The 15595-nt window shown below is 47.0% G+C and carries 14 protein-coding genes; 10 read left to right on the top strand and 4 right to left on the bottom strand.

The window, feature by feature from the left end:
- Nucleotides 1-330 precede the first annotated feature (330 nt).
- From BST96_RS20260 to BST96_RS21175, 3 genes are all read left to right on the top strand, one after another.
- The gene (locus BST96_RS20260) at nt 331-1644 is read left to right on the top strand and encodes a lipopolysaccharide kinase InaA family protein (protein WP_085760430.1); all 1314 of its coding nucleotides are present in this window, start codon (nt 331-333) and stop codon (nt 1642-1644) included.
- Nucleotides 1638-2117, top strand: coding sequence for a glycosyltransferase family protein (locus BST96_RS20255; protein WP_085760429.1), 480 nt, complete (start codon nt 1638-1640; stop codon nt 2115-2117). The genes BST96_RS20260 and BST96_RS20255 overlap by 7 nt, the downstream gene beginning before the upstream one ends.
- Before the next feature lie 401 nt (nt 2118-2518).
- Entirely contained in the window at nt 2519-3385 is an 867-nt protein-coding gene (locus BST96_RS21175; RefSeq protein WP_085756726.1) for a PEP-CTERM sorting domain-containing protein, read from the top strand.
- A 333-nt stretch (nt 3386-3718) separates the two neighbouring features.
- On the opposite strand, the gene BST96_RS20245 is transcribed toward BST96_RS21175, so the two are convergent.
- The gene (locus tag BST96_RS20245; RefSeq protein ID WP_085756725.1) at nt 3719-4399 is read right to left on the bottom strand and encodes a VPLPA-CTERM sorting domain-containing protein; all 681 of its coding nucleotides are present in this window, start codon (nt 4397-4399) and stop codon (nt 3719-3721) included.
- Nucleotides 4400-5160: 761 nt separating this feature from the next.
- Between BST96_RS20245 and BST96_RS20240 the strand changes: the two genes are divergently transcribed.
- From BST96_RS20240 to BST96_RS20230, 3 genes are read left to right on the top strand one after another with little or no spacing between them, the layout of a single operon-like run.
- Nucleotides 5161-5553 (top strand): hypothetical protein, encoded by a 393-nt coding sequence (locus BST96_RS20240; RefSeq protein WP_085756724.1) that lies wholly within the window; start codon nt 5161-5163, stop codon nt 5551-5553.
- Nucleotides 5554-5592: 39 nt separating this feature from the next.
- Nucleotides 5593-6495 (top strand): hypothetical protein, encoded by a 903-nt coding sequence (locus tag BST96_RS20235; RefSeq protein WP_085756723.1) that lies wholly within the window; start codon nt 5593-5595, stop codon nt 6493-6495.
- Between the two features lie 3 nt (nt 6496-6498).
- A complete protein-coding gene (locus tag BST96_RS20230; RefSeq protein ID WP_085756722.1) occupies nt 6499-7113 on the top strand; it encodes a hypothetical protein in 615 nt (204 codons plus the stop codon).
- Nucleotides 7114-7132: 19 nt separating this feature from the next.
- On the opposite strand, the gene BST96_RS20225 is transcribed toward BST96_RS20230, so the two are convergent.
- The 3 genes from BST96_RS20225 to BST96_RS20215 form a co-directional block, all read right to left on the bottom strand.
- A complete protein-coding gene (locus BST96_RS20225) occupies nt 7133-8560 on the bottom strand; it encodes an aldehyde dehydrogenase family protein (RefSeq protein WP_085760428.1) in 1428 nt (475 codons plus the stop codon).
- A 230-nt stretch (nt 8561-8790) separates the two neighbouring features.
- On the bottom strand, nt 8791-9891 hold the full coding sequence (locus tag BST96_RS20220; RefSeq protein ID WP_338043292.1) for a valine--pyruvate transaminase: 1101 nt from the start codon (nt 9889-9891) through the stop codon (nt 8791-8793).
- Nucleotides 9892-9927: 36 nt separating this feature from the next.
- Nucleotides 9928-10824: an alpha/beta hydrolase gene (locus BST96_RS20215; RefSeq protein ID WP_085760427.1), complete on the bottom strand. Its 897-nt coding sequence runs from the start codon at nt 10822-10824 to the stop codon at nt 9928-9930.
- 173 nt (nt 10825-10997) lie between these two features.
- On the opposite strand from BST96_RS20215, the gene BST96_RS20210 reads away from it, so the two are divergent.
- The 4 genes from BST96_RS20210 to BST96_RS20195 all read left to right on the top strand — a co-directional run bounded on the left by BST96_RS20210 (nt 10998) and on the right by BST96_RS20195 (nt 15595).
- Nucleotides 10998-11378: a MerR family transcriptional regulator gene (locus BST96_RS20210; protein ID WP_085760426.1), complete on the top strand. Its 381-nt coding sequence runs from the start codon at nt 10998-11000 to the stop codon at nt 11376-11378.
- A gap of 22 nt (nt 11379-11400) precedes the next feature.
- The gene (locus BST96_RS20205; RefSeq protein WP_085760425.1) at nt 11401-12570 is read left to right on the top strand and encodes an isovaleryl-CoA dehydrogenase; all 1170 of its coding nucleotides are present in this window, start codon (nt 11401-11403) and stop codon (nt 12568-12570) included.
- A 20-nt stretch (nt 12571-12590) separates the two neighbouring features.
- Nucleotides 12591-14198, top strand: a complete 1608-nt coding sequence (locus BST96_RS20200) for a carboxyl transferase domain-containing protein (protein WP_085760424.1) — start codon at nt 12591-12593, stop codon at nt 14196-14198.
- 614 nt (nt 14199-14812) lie between these two features.
- A complete protein-coding gene (locus BST96_RS20195; RefSeq protein ID WP_085760423.1) occupies nt 14813-15595 on the top strand; it encodes an enoyl-CoA hydratase/isomerase family protein in 783 nt (260 codons plus the stop codon).

Genomic DNA, 15595 nt, shown 5'->3' with positions numbered 1-15595 from the left:
GTGTGATGCCTTTTATAATGTCTCAAAAAGATCCCCAAGATCCAGTGATGCTATTATAAAATTGGTCGAAGAGGGTAATTCTGAACTGTTAACAGCTCTTTATCATGGTTTTCGTTATCGTGATTATATTTTGTTATTCAGAGCTCTTGAGCAGTTTGGGGAAAATCGTATATCAGGAAGAAGAAATTTAGAAAGCGTTATTTTATTTCTTGTGTTTTTCGTATTCTTTCGTGTTTTTCTAATGAAGGACTATTCGCTAAAAGAAGCTTGAATATTTCGTTAATTGATCAGCTGCATGTTAGATACAGATTATTCATAAGTGAAGATGTTATGTTTCAAGTCGATAAAGAAGCCGGTTTGAATGATGTTGTATCCTATAATAACTATCTGTGCATGCTTGACGGTGCGCGGATAATAAAGAACGAGAAAAATCGTAAGATAGTACAGGCGTTTTTGCCAAACAGTAAGGAAGTATTTTGCAAGCTATATTATCAGTCTGGATTATTTCCTTTATTGAGAAGGCTTCTTGTTGGATCTCGAGCTGCCCACCAACATAATCAAAATCTAAAATTCTATAAAACTGGATTTGCAACACCTAAATCCTTGGGCTATATATGCCGGAGGGTAGGTTTTCTTAAGTGGGAATATTTTCAAGCCTGTGAATATATTTCTGGTAGCATGACGCTTTCAAAGGCTCTCTCAGGTGATTCTCGACTCACTAACCAGGGCCGAAGCGCTCTTTTGGCAGACCTTTCTAACTTAGTCGCCCGATTTCATGGCAATAACTGGGTTCATGGTGACCTTAAGCTTAATAATATACTTCTATCTGACGGAGAGCTTTATTTTGTCGATCTTGATAGATTTGGTTTTTCATACAAGCGAATGGTTCCAGAAAGAGATTTGGGGCGTTTATTAGTTGGGCTTTCAGAAACTGGTCTTAATAGTCAGGAAATTTCTGAATTTTACAGACAGTATTGTGAAGCCTACGGGGTGGCGGGCCACGAATATATTAAGAAGGTTGCCCCGTGGATAGATAGATTCCAGAAGAAGCATAAAGAGAAGTACAATATTCATCCTTCTAAAGTTTTAAATTGTTGTGCTTGCAAAAAAGGCATCGGCAGTCACGATAAGAACGGTTTAAATATATTATTGCTCCGGCGAAGAGATGCAAAATACACATTTAAACTTCTGGAAAATGTTGCCGGCGAAATCAATATTGATAGGTACTACTTATCACGGAGTCAGCAAAAATGTCTTGATGGCTATTTACAGAACTTTAATTTGAAAGAGTATGATCGTATCGTTATTGACCTTAAGTGGTCATTGATAAGGTTTCAAACTAAAGCCTTGAAAAATATTAATGGTCTGGTTATTTATGAGCATGATGCTTGTCAAAATTTTATGCCCTCCAGCCGTTATTACAAAAAGTTTCAGCGGTTTTATCGAAAGCTGCCAAGGGCAAGAATAATTTGCAGTGGATGGCGCTCTACAGAAAGATTACAGAAAATGGGTTTTTCAGTCGACTTTGTACCAAAGTACTACGATGATATTAGCTTGAGTAATATGGGAGTAAATCGAGATATAGGCTATGCATTTATAGGGACTCTTAAGAACAAGATCTATAAAAAAGAGAGAAGATGCTAAAGATGATATCTAAGGGGCTGCCTTTAAGATATTTATCTGCGGCCTCTCCAGATGAGTACTCTGAATTACTCAATAGAATTAAATTCTTTATCAGCGCTGATGTTGGTACAGATGAGTATATGATTAAAAACTTTGAAGCATTGGCGTGCGGCTGTGTTTTAGTGGCCTACAGGCAGAAGCTGGAAGAGGCAAGGTTAGGGTTGGTGGATATGGTTAATTGCATCCTGTATTCAACACCTGAGGAGGCAATAGAAAAGGTAAAGAAGGTTTCTTCAAGTCAGTCTTTATTAGAAAATATTGCTTACAAAGGTGAGCTTCTTGCAAAAAAATATACAACTAAGTGCCACGATGAAGCATTATTGGCGGTTATAAATAAAGATATTCAGCAAACCAATAAAAGGTATTCTGTTTTTGATAGGCTTAGAGGTTTTTTGCTTGATCATACTTTTTTATTGGATGTTACTATCAGGTAGCTAGAAAATAACAAAGATAGGCTTAGGTCCAGCTTTCGACAAAAAACGACTACAGCCAATAGTTAGTGTATATCTACGTGTAGCTATAAAAAAATCTTCCATGATCTTCACTAACCCCTTCCAAAATGCCAACTATAAGAACAGCCGCCATACAATAAGAAAGAACTATAAAGCTAAACAAACTATCAAACTATAAGGACAGACGCCGATAAAAGGAGTATGCGGATATAGAACTGATAGCCATGAAATTATTAAGAGTGTCGGTAGTATTTACAATCCCTGATAGTAAGTTTTTGTTCAATTCTATTAAGTTATTGATTTCTATAATAAAAACAACCTTGGCATAGCGATTGCTAACATGAGGTTAAAATAATATTGACATATCTTTATGGGAACGCCGCATGCTCAACACTTCTTTTAAAAACGGCCTACTTTTGGCCGCTATCATTGGCTCAGCTGCCACCAACGCAATACCTACAGTTACCGTAGACGGCGTGCTTGAAGCCGGTGAATACCTTGGCGGTACCCAGGGTCTCGACTACGGCACAATCAATTTACCATGGTATAACGACCACCATTCAATCTACGACCTCGATGCAGGCTTAAGCAACGATTTACACTGGGAAATCAGCGGCACTGGAAGCGAGTATAACCTGAATGTATTTTTCGAAGTGCCTGGCTATGCCCGTCGCATGATCTGGGATAATGGATGTGACTATGAGGCAGGCAACACGATTGCCGAGGCAGGCTGTACAGACCTCTCCAACGCGCTCCAAGCAGACGGTCTCACCGAAGAAGAAGTTACTGCAGCTTTAGATGCCTATAAAAATAACCACCATGGTCACGCCAATATGAGTTTCAGCACTCAAACTGGTAGCGAAGAATTCGAACTGGAAACTTTCGGTGGAGATACCATTTTTATGACCGATTGGGACGGCTCTGAGGAGGACTTAGGCGACAACTATGTTGACCATGCCACCTCCCTTGACTGGTTACTAGATAATGACGTCTGTGATACCAGCTTCTGCGATGCTTGGGAGGTCACTGCATCAATCGAAGTTCAATGGCAATTTGGAACACGAGATGCTACAAACGCCTTTTTGGGCGATCTTGGCAGAATGCGTCTGCACTTGTCGGATGAAGCTCGAGGGCTGCCAGTATTAACCAGCGTGCCTACACCGCCTACATCTGTATCAGAGCCCGGTAGCTTGGCGCTACTAAGTTTAGGTTTAGCCGCTCTTGGATGGGCAAGACGTAAGGCTGCTTAATAAGCTGTAAGGTTTTGAACATTTTAGAAAGCCCGCTAGCTGCGGGCTTTTTTGTGCCCTGAATCATAAACCTCAATTCAGACATAATCATTTTAAGTGATTTCGGCTTGGCTGTAATGATAACTGTTAGGGCCGGGGGCAGTTATGGGTCAACTGCTCCAGACCCCTCCTTCAATTACCCATAAATTAAACGGCAGCTTGTCTCCTGATAGCAGACATAAAAAAGCCCCGAGATTAATCGAGGCATAGGGGCGGCGGTGTGCCATTAGCGGACTAAAGCAGAATCAAAAAAAGGCCCCATGCAGGAGCCTTTAAGCAGAGCTGTTTGGTGTATTACTTCTTGCGCTTCACTCCTACCAATCCTAACAGCGCCGTACCAAACAGCCACGCCGCAGCAGGAACAGGCACCGAACTGACATCCCCCGCGCGGACTGCCCAGCTATAGATATTAGTACTCTTCCCGGCGGTGTACTGTTGGCCACCACCGGTACCGAAGATCCAGGCGTTAACTGTAGATGGAGCGTGCTCCTCGCCGTACCAATAAACATTATTCTGTAAATTCAAAATGCTCACATTGTCGCCACTATCGCCATCCGTAAAGCTGCTATTGGAAACGCCAAAGCCAGATTGAGATGAACCGCTGGCATCGTAAGCTCCCAGATTGCCTAAGTTGTTGTAAAACATATGGCCTAGCTCCCCCGTCGTAATGTTATAACCACGATCACAACTGCCATCATATGCGAAACACGGGCTGGCGCCGTTTATTAAGTTTGCTGAAGCTAAGCGCCAGTCATCAAAGCCGCCGTAGTTCAATTGGTCAGCCCACGCATTAGCATCGTCCCAAGTCATTCTGCCATCGGCATCGTAGCCTGACGTTTGCGCATAGTTGGCATCTTGCAGCCAGGTAATGTCTAAGGTGTCATCGTAAATCATGCCGTTGCCACGGTCGTACAAAGCAGCATTAGCAGACAATGATATTGTTAGGCCAATTATGGCCAGAGTTTGTTTCAGCATGAGGTGCTCCTTTACTTTGTAGTTGTTGCGTTATTTTAATTTTAGGCACTTCCCTTTAATCCATGGTGTGGGTCAAACCGGCTCTGTAAAGCTTGTCGCCACTTGTTTTGATCAAGTAAACTATTCACAGGGTTAGATGGGTATGGAGTAGAAGCGTGCCCATTAAAGGCATTTACTGCCTAAGAACAAACTTTATTGAAATTTGAACCCTCTTTCTATCCCCCATTAGTCTGTAGTGGCTACCGACTAAAGTATATAGTGGGTCATAAACCGCTAAGGGAAGCTAAAACTAATTATTGGTGCCGACGTCTGTTGCTAATGAGTGTCTGCTAATGAGTGTCTGTCCCAAAAGATCTGCCCTAATGAGTGTCTGTCCCAAAAGATCCACAAAAGATCCAAAAGATCTGCCAATAAGCTTTGTTAGTGTTGGCGGTGTTATTACTGCAGAGACACAGGGGAACACGACTGACCACTAGCTTGTTTGCCACTCTCTAATCTCCTCAAAGCTAAGCTCATGATAACGGGGCGTGATTAATTCTAACTCGCCATTATCACGTTCCCCTTTAGCTATAAATCTACCGATGATCGGTTGTTGAAATATTGTTCCTTCTATAAAAGTTCGACTATTTAAACTCCCCCAAAAATATCGACTAACTCACCAGCAATAGCTATAAATTACGGCAATCTGCTCGCCCTCTAAGGTGGGGAAATACCTTGCTAAAGTGTCTTAATACTAAAGAAAGAACTACAGGAGTAGAGCGATGCTGGCTAACTGGATGGTGTTCCCCGAGTATATGGCCCTGGGTGCTCTGGGTGCCGCTTCTATCGAATACTTAAAAAACTATGAGCTGAAAAATAATCGCACTGCGCTGACCTATCGACGCATTATTGCCAGTCTGGTTTACAGGTTTAAATTTTTGTTATTTCTGTTGGCTTCCGGTTTTATTGCCTGGGCCTTAAATGAAAACAACCCCAATGCCACCGTTTGGCAAATTGTTATTTCTGGCGCCGGTGCCAATGCGCTGGCCAATAAGGGGATAGAGGCCAGTTTATCCAGGCAGGAACTAACCGCCGGTGCCGAAGATGACCAGCCCCCCGGCTTGAGCGCCGAAAGGCCGCACCCTTACCGCATTACCTTGCGGGATCTATTTTGAGTGGTGCTTCAATATGTCACTTTTTTCAGGGAGATATAAATGTATCAATTAAGACAGTGGATAAAAAACCTAAGTGTGGCCGTGTTGTTATTGCTGTTTGTAGAAGCCAGCCATGCGGGCCTGATAACCGCCTTGGTTCGATTGCTTGATGATCTGGGGTCGGCGGCACCGGCAGCCAGGAAGGTTGATAAGGTTCCGGTGCGTGAAATACCCGCTAAGCCAGGGGCTGTTTATGATGATGTTGGCCGTGTGGCAGCGGATGCCGAGGACCCCATCCCGGCTCATGTTGGTGGCGATACCGTTGAGCGGCAGGTGTTGCGCACAGGGCTGGATGTTGGCAGGCAGCACGATAGCTTTGCCAGTGTTGCGCACGAGCCGGAATTGCTGGTCGCCATGCCGACAAAGCCGCAGCACTATAAAAAAGTCTATCAAACCGATAGCGTCAGCCAGGGGGCAGAAGAGCAGTTGCAACATTTTGCCAGACAGGTCAAAGAAGGCGAGGGCGTGACTGACTTGAATGGAGGAAGTCTTGATTTATATGCCCGTATCCACCGTGCGGAGGGTAGCCCCATTGTAGTATTTGCTCATTCAGAAAAGGGGGGTAAGCGGTTATTTATGCCTAATGGAGAAAAGGTATTGGATAAGGATATTCACAGGCAGTGCGCCAGAGCAGGCAAGCTATGTGTGGTACTCACTTGCCATGGTGATGATTTTGCCTTGCAGGGCCAGGTCACTGCCTGGGAGGCGATGTCGATGTGGCAGGCTGCACAGAAGTCGATACAGGCAGCGGATGGGCTGCCTGTGACAAATGGAGAATTTATTCATGTAATGCGCACCAGAAAATCACAACTGGATACGCAGCACCAAGCCAAGGTGGCCTTGTCTTTTTCTGGCCCGGTCGGTTCATTGTTTTATTATTACGCCAGCGATAAGGACGCATAGCTTATGCACAGGGATATTATTTACCAATCGATCAGGGATGAAATTATTGACCAAAAGCGCTGCCAGTTTCAGTTGTTTAGTATTGCCCTTGCGGTAACCTCCGCTGTATTGGCGTATGCGGCGGCAACCAAAGTGCATTCACTGGTTTATATAACTCCCATGTTGTTAATTGAATTGGCCTTAATCGTAATCTTTGATAAGGCCGTGACTATTCAAAGAAAAGTGGGCTATTTGAAAAAGATTGAGCAGAACCCTGATATTAGTCTGTGGCGGTGGGAGACCGACCTTGATAATTATCGAGGGCATCTGGCGGTCAATTATCAGGCCAATCTGAGCGGTGAAAGTCGCAAGCACTCCTATGTCACCAGTGTCGGCGTTATGATGATGGTATTGGCTCTGTTTTGTGCGGGGCTGTTTTATTTTGGCCCGGATGGGGCGGCATTGCCACTGGTTGATAATAGGGCGGCGGGCTGGATCGATATCTTTGTGCTGTCGGTTCTGCTATCCACGGCGTACTTTTTTTGCAGCAAACGCAAGTCACTGGTTACCGGGGTGAATTGCAGTGCTGCCATCAGTGCCAAGTGGGATATGATTCTTCAATTAAGGCCCGGGGAATGACTTGCATCATAGGCTGTTATCACTGTCCACTGATCCCCATAATCGCTTTGGTTTCTAAAAACTCTTCAAAGCCAAACTTGCCAAACTCCCGGCCATTGCCCGATTGCTTATAGCCGCCAAAGGGGGCGTTATAGTCCCCTTCATCGCCATTTAATAACACCATGCCGGTACGCATTTTACTGGCCACGGCCACGGCTCGTGCTTCATCACCCCAGACATAGCCACACAGCCCATAAAGAGAATCGTTAGCAATCTCAATTGCCTCTGCTTCATCTTTATAAGGCAGAATAGCCAGCACCGGGCCAAAAATTTCTTGCTGGGCTATGGTGCTGTTGTTTTTTACATGGGAAAAAATAGTCGGCTTAACGTAATAACCTTTGTCCAGCTTGTCAGGTTTACCGGGGCCGCCACAGGCCAGTTTGCTACCTTCATCAATACCTTGCTTAATCAGGCTTTGAATACGGTCAAATTGCACCTGGCTAACCACAGGACCCATGGTGGTGTTTTTATCACTGGGGTCGCCGGTGACGACGGATTGGGCGGCGCGCACTGCGATTTCTACTGCCTTATCATGCAGCTGTTCGGGCACTAACATTCGGGTTGGGGCATCACAGGACTGGCCGGTATTAAAAAAGCAGCCCAGTGCTCCTTCAGTGACCGCCTCTTCGAGATCGGCATCCGCTAAAATAATATTGGCAGACTTGCCCCCCAGTTCCTGCGAGACGCGTTTGACGGTATCCGCTGCGGCTTTGGCCACCTGTGCACCGGCACGGGTTGAGCCGGTAAAGGAGACCATATCCACATCGGGGTGGCATGACATGGCAGCACCTACCGTAGGGCCATCGCCATTTACCAGATTAAAAACACCGGCAGGCACTCCGGCTTCTGCTAATACCTCGGCAAATAAGTAGCTGGAATAGGGGGCGACCTCGCTGGGTTTTAGTACTATGGTACAACCTGTTGCCAGCGCGGGCACGACTTTACAGACCACCTGGTTAATCGGCCAGTTCCAGGGCGTGATTAAGGCACAGACACCTATAGGCTCCTTATAAATACGGGTGCTGCCCATAGGCTCTTCAAACTCAAACGTCTTTAAGGTTTCTATCGCTGTTTCCAGATGGCCAGTGCCGGTGCCTGCCTGGTCTTCCATGGCTATGGTAATGGGCGCGCCCATTTCTTCGCTGATGGCTTGGGCAATTTCATCATAGCGACGGTTATAGATACTGAGAATATTTTCCAGCAGTGCCAGGCGTTGCTCGCGGCTGGTATTGGCGTATGAAGGGAAGGCTGCTTTTGCCGCGGCTACCGCTGTATCCACATCCGCTGCCGAGCCCATAGCAATATGGCCGCTGATGGCTTCAGTTGCCGGGTTTATAACGTCCAGTGTATTGCCAGAGTGTGGGGCTACCCATTGGCCATTAATATAAAAGTTTGTGTATTGGCGCATGCTGTTGTTTCCTGAATAGTATGGGTGGGCGGCAATAGCAATTATGAGTGCTAGCTGAGACGGTTATAAATCGTCTTAGGTATTGTTGTAAGCGTTTCTGACTTCCTCGGCGATTATCTGTATGCCCTGTTTAACAGTTGCTTTGTCTTGCGCATAGGAGACACGGATGCATTCATGTTTATGCTCCCAGTCATCCTGTATGCCGACAAAAAAGTTATGGCCGGGCACAATTAATACCCCCGTTGTTTTAAACGTTCATACAGCACTTGGCTGCTAATCGGCAGTTGGTCAAACCAAAGCCAGAGAAAGATAGCCCCCTCGGGTTTATGGATATGAAAGGGCAGGTCATGCAGGGCTTCACGAAACCATTGTGCTGCGGTTTCTGCGCCGTCTTTATAGAAGGGGGCAACATGGTCATTGGACAGGCTAAGGATTTCACCGCTCTTAAATAGCTCTTTAGCCAGTGCTGGCCCCAATGTCCCACAGGCCAGGCTAACAATGGTATTGGCGGTGGTATAGGCATTAATCACTTCTTCATTGGCCACCACAATACCGGTACGCACTCCGGGCAAACCAAGCTTGGAGAGGCTTAGGACTAAAATCGTATTATCATTCCAGTGCGGTTTTGCATTGGTAAAAATAATACCGGGGAAGGGTAGGCCATAAGCGCCATCAATAATAAAAGGAATATTATTGGCTTGGGCAATCTGGTCTAAATGTTCAATTTCATCGTCGGTGAGTACATTGCCGGTTGGGTTGGTTGGCCTGGAGACACATAGTGCTGCGCTGGATTGATCAATCTGCAAGCGGGAAAAATCCACGCCGTATTTAAACAGCTGATTATCGAGTAATTCAATGGTGGGTTTGGTGGCGGTAAAAAAATTATCACTGAGCCCGGTATCCGCATAGCCCAGATACTCCGGTGCCAGAGGCAGATGAATGGATTTTTCGCTGCCGTCTTTCATGTCACCGGCAAACATATTGTACAAAACAAAAAACGCCGATTGGCTGCCATTGGAGACGGCAATATTACGGTGGCTTAAGGACCAGCCAAATTGTTGGTTAAGAAAACCGGCCACCTGTTTAAGAAATTCCTTGTCACCCTGTGGCGATTGATAAATACCAAATAAGCTATGGCGCTCATCCGGGTTTGCCATAATCGCTTCCAGCCGCTGCTGAAAAACCGTCTCAACATGGGGTAGTCGGCCGGGGTTGCCGCCACCCATAAAAATCATATCCGGGTTTTCGCTCAGGGCAACCCCGAGGTCGTCCATCAGTTCAACAATACCGGAGCTGCCGGTAAATTTTTCACCAAACTTTGATAGTTTCATTCTGGTATCTATTCCTGTGGTTACCAGATCGATGCTTTATATCAGGGTCTGTAAAAAGCTCGATATTTTTTCTGCTGGTTGATCGCGGTTAAAACGATAGTCGCCATGGGTATAGTCGGCGACGGGTATAAACTCGCTTTGGGCTCCGGCGTTTAACAGTGCACTATGCATTAATTCACTTTGTGCAATAGGTACAATAGGGTCGGCGTCGCCATGCAGTAATAAGGTGGGTGGGCAATCCTTATTGGCCAGTTTTGCCGGTGAGGCCAGGTCAGCTTTTTCCGGTGCTGTGCGGATGGACTCGCCCAGTAATTCGGTAACGGGTGAGTCTGGCGCATAATAATCCAATAATCCATCGTAATCTTCTGGCACCGATAGAAAATCCGTTGGCGGGTATAAGGCGAGTACACCCTGTACCGTATTAGGCTGATCATTATGTTCACCCAGTTCACCATTTAATGTCTGGTGGTCGGCAGAAACGCCAAGCATACAGGCCATATGGGCACCTGCTGACATACCGGCGGCGATAATTTTATCTGCGTTAATACCCAGCTCACTGGCATTGGCGCGTAAATAGCGCAGGGCCGCTTTGGCTTCATGGCATTGGCTTGGCCACTGGGCGATATCACTCAGTGAGTAACTCACGCTGACCAGTGCAAAGCCCCGTTCCAGTTGCTCGGCGGCAATACGTTCAATGGCCTGCCGATTACCCATTTTCCAGGCGCCGCCGTGAAACCAGAGAATAACGGGCAGGGGGGCAGCAGAAGGGGCTTTGGGGCGGTAGATATCCAGCATCATTTCCCTGCCACCACTTTGGCAGTAGCAGAGAGTCTCTGGCTGATAGTCCTTCAGGTAGGCGCGCCCGAGAATGGCGCTATACACCATAATGCTGATAACTTTTAGGTTTAGAAAGAAATTACGTAATGTTTTCATAGGCTTGCGTTGTTGTAGCTGGCGGCTGTAGCGCTTCAATTCTTATTGTTGGTGGGGCAATCTACCAATTTCTGGCGTGCTTTACTACGGACAATGAGTATTTCGCTTGTTGTTGACCTTGACGTTAACGTCAACTAAGATAAGCCCATCCTTCATTAGCCACTATTTGCTCTATGTCCAAAGTCAGGCAATACACCATTTCCGAATTAGCCGCTGAGTTTGATGTGACAACGCGTACCATCCGCTTCTATGAAGAGAAGGGTTTATTAGCGCCCGAGCGCAAGGGCACCAGCCGTATTTATAGCAGCGCAGACCACACCAAATTAAAGCTGATCCTGCGCGGTAAGCGGCTGGGGTTTTCGCTGGAAGAGAGCGGTGAAATTATCAGTATGTACGACCCCGATCATGGTAATGCCGCCCAGCTAAAAAAATTAATGACGATGATCCAGACTCGCCGCGAGCAGTTGGCCAGCCAATTGGAAGATTTACAGGTCATGATGCTGGAATTAGAACAGGTTGAGCAGCGGGCCGCTGAGGCCCTTGGCAAATCGTAATAAACACAGAGGATAATTATCCATGAGCACCAGCTACCCCACCTTAAATTTTAACCTTGGCGAAGAGATCGATATGCTGCGTGATGCGGTGTATAAATTTTGTCAGGATGAAATTGCTCCCCGCGCCGAAGCGATTGATGCTGATAATGCCTTCCCTATGGACCTGTGGAAAAAGTTTGGCGATATGGGTTTATTGGGTATGACGGTGGCGGAAGAATACGGTGGCACCAATATGGGCTATCTGGCGCATGCGGTGGTAATGGAAGAAATCTCCCGCGCCTCCGGTTCTGTCGGTTTATCCTACGGCGCTCACTCTAATTTATGTGTTAACCAAATCCATAAAAACGGCACAGCGGCACAAAAAGAAAAATATTTGCCCAAGCTATGTTCTGGTGAACATATCGGTGCCCTGGCCATGTCCGAGCCCAATGCCGGTTCTGATGTGGTTAGCCTAAAACTGAAAGCGGAAAAGCAGGGCGACCACTATATTCTTAACGGCAATAAAATGTGGATCACCAATGGCCCCGATGCCCATACCTATGTGATCTATGCCAAAACCGATATCAGTGCCGGTTCCCGCGGGATTACTGCTTTTATCGTTGAGCGGGATACTGAAGGTTTTAGCCGTCATCAAAAACTCGATAAATTAGGTATGCGCGGTTCTAACACCTGTGAGCTGGTATTTGAAAATGCCAAAGTGCCCGCCGAGAATATTTTGGGTAAAGAGGGGGGCGGTGTTGCGGTATTAATGAGCGGCCTGGATTTTGAACGGGCAGTATTGGCCGCAGGCCCGCTGGGTATTATGCAGTCCTGTATGGATTTGGTAGTGCCCTATATCCATGACCGTAAACAGTTTGATCAAAGCATTGGTGAATTTCAATTAGTTCAGGGCAAGGTCGCCGATATGTATGCCGAGCTGGCGGCGTCCAGAGCCTATCTATATGCCGTTAATCAAGCCTGTGACCGCGGTCAGGAAAGCCGAAAGGATTGCGCCGGAGTGATTTTATTTATTGCGGAAAGAGCCACACAAAAAGCGCTGGATGCCATTCAGTTACTGGGGGGCAATGGTTATATCAATGAATTCCCCGCCGGCCGTTTACTGCGCGATGCCAAACTCTATGAAATTGGTGCCGGTACTTCTGAAATTCGCCGTATGTTAATTGGCCGCGAATTATTTAATGAAACCCAATAAAGCGCAGCAGGAAAACAGCTATGCCGATTATTCAATCGAAAATTAATACTCGCAGTACAGAGTTTAGTGACAACGCCAAGGCGATGCAGGCGCAGGTAGATGACCTGAGGGAAAAACTGGCCGCGATTAAACTCGGCGGCGGTGAAAAATCCCGCGAGCGACATCTTGCCAGAGGTAAGTTATTACCCCGTGATCGCGTGGCCGGTTTATTAGACCCCGGTTCGCCCTTTTTAGAAATCTCGCAACTGGCTGCTATGGATGTTTATGGTGAAGATGTTCATTGTGCGGGTGTGATTGCCGGTATCGGCCGGGTGAGCGGTCAGGAGTGTATGATTGTTGCCAATGATGCCACAGTCAAAGGCGGCAGCTACTACCCCCTTACGGTTAAAAAGCATTTACGCGCCCAGACTATTGCTCAGGAAAATAATTTACCCTGTATTTATTTAGTCGACTCTGGTGGCGCTAATCTGCCTCGTCAGGATGAAGTTTTTCCAGACCGTGAACACTTTGGCCGTATCTTCTTTAATCAGGCGAATATGTCAGCGCAAAATATTCCACAGATTGCAGTGGTGATGGGCTCCTGTACCGCCGGTGGTGCCTATGTGCCTTCTATGGCCGATGAATCAATTATTGTGAAAGAGCAGGGCACGATATTTTTAGGTGGACCGCCGTTGGTAAAAGCCGCCACGGGAGAAATTGTCTCCGCAGAAGATTTAGGCGGGGCGGATGTACATTGTCGCACCTCCGGTGTTGCCGATCATTTGGCGCAAAATGATCATCATGCCTTAGAACTGGCCAGAAACTCAGTGGCAAGACTTAACCGCGTTAAACCGATTGCGCTGGATATTCAAGAACCCGTTGAACCCTTATTTGATAGCGAAGAAATCTACGGCATTATCCCCAAAGATACGCGCCAGCCCTATGATGTTAGAGAGATTATTGCCCGTATTGTTGATGGCTCTAACTTTGATGAATTTAAAGCCCTTTATGGTTCAACTCTGGTCTGTGGTTTTGCCCGTATTTCAGGTTACCCGATAGGTATTGTGGCCAATAACGGTATTTTATTTGGTGAGTCTGCACAAAAAGGCGCGCATTTTATTGAGCTCTGTGCCCAGCGCAAAATCCCTTTGGTTTTTTTACAAAATATCACCGGCTTTATGGTGGGCAAGCAATACGAAAACGACGGTATCGCCAAACATGGTGCCAAAATGGTGACCGCTGTGGCTACTGCCCAGGTGCCTAAATTTACGGTGTTAATCGGCGGCTCCTTTGGCGCGGGTAACTACGGTATGTGCGGCAGAGCCTATGACCCTCGCTTTATGTTTATGTGGCCCAATGCCCGTATATCCGTGATGGGTGGTGAGCAGGCTGCCGGTGTTTTAGCCCAAGTAAAACGCGACCAAAAAACCAAGGCCGGAGAAGCGTGGGCCGAGAGTGAAGAGGCCGAGTTTAAACAGCCGATTATTGATAACTACGAAAGCCAGGGCCACCCCTATTATGCCTCGGCCCGATTATGGGATGACGGAGTGATTGACCCTGCGCAAACCCGTGAAGTATTAGCTCTGGCTATTTCAGCCAGCCTGAATAAAGCCATTGAAGACACCAGGTTCGGTGTCTTCAGAATGTAATTAACCGTCATTCCCGCGAAGGCGGAAAGCTGGTGCTAGTAGGGTGGATTACAATCCACCAACCCCAACCAAAAGTTGTGGTAAGCGGTGGATTACAATCCACCCTACGCCCGGAAAGCTGGTGCTAGTAGGGTGGATTACAATCCACCAACCCCAACCAAAAGTTGTGGTAACCGGTGGATTATAATCCACCCTACGCCCGGAAAGCTGGTGCTAGTAGGGTGGATTACAATCCACCAACCCCAACCAAAAGTTGTGGTAAGCGGTGGATTATAATCCACCCTACGCCCGGAAAGCTGGTGCTAGTAGGGTGGATTACAATCCACCAACCCCAACCAAAAGTTGTGGTAAGCGGTGGATTATAATCCACCCTACGCCCGGAAAGCTGGTGCTAGTAGGGTGGATTACAATCCACCAACCCCAACCAAAAGTTGTGGTAAGCGGTGGATTATAATCCACCCTACGCCCGGAAAGCTGGTGCTAGTAGGGTGGATTACAATCCACCAACCCCAACCAAAAGTTGTGGTAAGCGGTGGATTATAATCCACCCTACGGGCTGTTATTGCCGTCTTCGCGGGAATGACGGCGGTGAGTGATATTTTATTGGAGCGTCTATGAAATTTGTTACCACTAGCCTCGATCATCGTGGTGTGGCCACGGTTACACTCAATAACCCAGATAAGCATAATGCCTTTGATGATGTGGTTATCAACGAGCTTAAGCAAACCTTTGCCGAGCTTAATGATAACTGCGATGTCCGTGTGGTGGTGCTGGCGTCTAATGGCAAAAGTTTTTCCGCCGGTGCCGATTTAAACTGGATGAAACGTACCGCCAATTATAGCCGTGAAGAAAATCTGGCCGATGCGGTAGCTCTGGCAGATATGTTAAAAGCATTAAATTTTATGGCCAAGCCCACGATTGCCAGAGTGCAGGGCGCTACCTTTGGTGGCGGTGTTGGTTTGGTGAGTTGCTGTGATATGGCCGTTGCCGCCAACCGAGCCGTGTTTAGTTTAAGCGAAGCTAAAATCGGTATGATCCCCGCCACTATAGGCCCTTATGTTGTGGCAGCCATTGGTCAGCGCGCTGCCCGCCGTTACTTTACCACCGCGGGGCGTTTTGATGCGGGTGAAGCTTTAAATCTTGGTCTGGTATCACAGGTGGTTGCTGATGAAGCGGCGCTTGATGCTGCTATTGCCGAGTTGGTTGAGCAGCTATTAACTAGCGGGCCAGCAGCGGTAGCTGCGGCCAAGCAATTAGTGTTTGAGGTTGATGGCGAGATCACTGAGCAAGTGATCAGCGAAAGCTGCGAACGCATTGCGGATATTCGAGTATCAGCAGAAGGGCAGGAAGGCTTAACGGCCTTTTTGGAAAAACGTTCACCGGCTTGGGTTAAGTAA

The sequence above is a fragment of the Oceanicoccus sagamiensis genome (assembly GCF_002117105.1).
GTDB lineage: Bacteria > Pseudomonadota > Gammaproteobacteria > Pseudomonadales > Dasaniaceae > Oceanicoccus > Oceanicoccus sagamiensis.
Note: the sequence above shows the minus strand (reverse complement) of the source record. Positions and strands in the feature narration are given on the sequence as shown.

What these genes read in the sequence shown, in the direction of transcription:
- BST96_RS21175 (WP_085756726.1), top strand. Translation starts at nt 2,519, where the DNA reads ATGCTCAACACTTCTTTTAAAAACGGCCTACTTTTGGCCGCTATCATT.
- BST96_RS20205 (WP_085760425.1), top strand. Translation starts at nt 11,401, where the DNA reads ATGAGCACCAGCTACCCCACCTTAAATTTTAACCTTGGCGAAGAGATC.
- BST96_RS20215 (WP_085760427.1), bottom strand. Translation starts at nt 10,824, where the DNA reads ATGAAAACATTACGTAATTTCTTTCTAAACCTAAAAGTTATCAGCATT.
- BST96_RS20200 (WP_085760424.1), top strand. Translation starts at nt 12,591, where the DNA reads ATGCCGATTATTCAATCGAAAATTAATACTCGCAGTACAGAGTTTAGT.
- BST96_RS20235 (WP_085756723.1), top strand. Translation starts at nt 5,593, where the DNA reads ATGTATCAATTAAGACAGTGGATAAAAAACCTAAGTGTGGCCGTGTTG.
- BST96_RS20195 (WP_085760423.1), top strand. Translation starts at nt 14,813, where the DNA reads ATGAAATTTGTTACCACTAGCCTCGATCATCGTGGTGTGGCCACGGTT.
- BST96_RS20255 (WP_085760429.1), top strand. Translation starts at nt 1,638, where the DNA reads ATGCTAAAGATGATATCTAAGGGGCTGCCTTTAAGATATTTATCTGCG.
- BST96_RS20245 (WP_085756725.1), bottom strand. Translation starts at nt 4,399, where the DNA reads ATGCTGAAACAAACTCTGGCCATAATTGGCCTAACAATATCATTGTCT.
- BST96_RS20230 (WP_085756722.1), top strand. Translation starts at nt 6,499, where the DNA reads ATGCACAGGGATATTATTTACCAATCGATCAGGGATGAAATTATTGAC.
- BST96_RS20240 (WP_085756724.1), top strand. Translation starts at nt 5,161, where the DNA reads ATGCTGGCTAACTGGATGGTGTTCCCCGAGTATATGGCCCTGGGTGCT.
- BST96_RS20260 (WP_085760430.1), top strand. Translation starts at nt 331, where the DNA reads ATGTTTCAAGTCGATAAAGAAGCCGGTTTGAATGATGTTGTATCCTAT.
- BST96_RS20220 (WP_338043292.1), bottom strand. Translation starts at nt 9,891, where the DNA reads ATGAAACTATCAAAGTTTGGTGAAAAATTTACCGGCAGCTCCGGTATT.
- BST96_RS20210 (WP_085760426.1), top strand. Translation starts at nt 10,998, where the DNA reads ATGTCCAAAGTCAGGCAATACACCATTTCCGAATTAGCCGCTGAGTTT.
- BST96_RS20225 (WP_085760428.1), bottom strand. Translation starts at nt 8,560, where the DNA reads ATGCGCCAATACACAAACTTTTATATTAATGGCCAATGGGTAGCCCCA.